This is a genomic window from Rhodoferax sp. ZS1R8 (assembly GCF_056521325.1).
The window spans coordinates 1-1,246 of the sequence record NZ_JBWMBA010000110.1 but is presented as its reverse complement, the minus strand read 5'-3'; the positions used below and the strand labels follow the sequence as shown (position 1 = coordinate 1,246).

The window sequence follows — 1,246 nt, the reverse complement described above, 5'->3', positions numbered from 1 at the left end:
GTGAGCCAGCGGACAACCAATCAGTGGTCAGCAGGTGGGCTGTGGTGCGGGCCATCGCTGTTGGGGTGGTGGTGTCTCGCAAGTCCCGTCCGGTGACGCCGTTGATGTGTGGCTCGTAGCGGTCCAGCCGCGTGGTGGTGTCACCGGTGGAGCGCAGGATGGCCGTGAAGCCTTCCGGGCCGCCGATCAGCTTCAGTAAAAGGTTGGCCGCAGCGTTGTCACTGGTCGTTTGTGCGGCCTCGGCCAGTGCGGCAATCGTCATGCCACTACGCTCCAGGTGCTGCGTCGTCACGGGTGCGTGCGAACCCATGTCCGCCTTGCCATAGGCCACCCATTGGTCTGCCCGCAGGCGACCCTGGTCGATTTCGCGCAGTATGGCGGCTGCCAGCGGCAGCTTGAAGGTGGAGCACATCGCAAAACGTTCGCCTTGGCGGTGGCCTGCGGTCTGACCACTGGCCGTGTCCAGCAGGCCCACGCCCAGGCGCCCGCCGGTGCTGCGCTCCAGATCGGCCAGGGCCTTGGTGGTGGAGGTGAAGGACGGGCGAGTTTGCACGGCCCGTGCACCGGTGGTGACCAGAAGAGTGGCTGCGGCCAGTTGCAATGCGCCGCGGCGGTTGAGGTGTGGGTTGATATCCATAGTATTGACTCCTTGTGGCAGAAGACTGCATTCTTCGTGTTTGACGGCTTTGCACAAGCTATCATTTTTGGTATGAGTCCATACATTTACTGGGGGTCTGAATGGCGCTGAGCAGTTTGTCCTTGAATACGCTTCGTGCCTTTGACGCGGCCGCCCGACATCTGAACTTCACCCGCGCTGCGGACGAGTTGTGTGTGACCCAGGCCGCGGTCAGCCACCAAGTCAAGGCGCTGGAAGACCATATTGGCCGCGCCCTGTTCCGCCGCACGGCGCGAGGCTTGGTGCTGACCGACGAAGGGGTTGCGCTGGCCCCCACTGTGGCCGACAGCTTTGCGCGGATTGAGCGCCAGCTGGACGCCTGTAAGGCCGGCGGCCCCATGGAGGTGTTGACGGTGGGTGTGGTGGGCACGTTTGCCGTGGGTTTTTTGCTTGAGCGCCTGAGCCGTTTTCGTGCTGAACACCCGCGCATCGAATTACGCCTGCTGACGCACAACAACAAGGTAGACCTGTCCGCCGAAAGCCTGGACTATGCCATCCAGTTTGGCGACGGCGCCTGGCGCAGTGTGCAGGCCGACCACATCATGGCGGCACCGCTGTCACCGCTTTGTG

At 63.2% G+C, this 1,246-nt stretch carries 2 protein-coding genes; one reads left to right on the top strand and one right to left on the bottom strand.

Annotated elements, in window-relative coordinates:
* Positions 1-637: serine hydrolase (locus AC097P_RS24205; protein ID WP_479612970.1), on the bottom strand; the 637-nt coding region annotated here is incomplete at its 3' end.
* A gap of 101 nt (positions 638-738) precedes the next feature.
* Here AC097P_RS24205 and AC097P_RS24200 point away from each other — a divergent pair.
* On the top strand, positions 739-1,246 hold a 508-nt coding region (locus tag AC097P_RS24200), incomplete at its 3' end, for a LysR family transcriptional regulator (protein WP_479612969.1).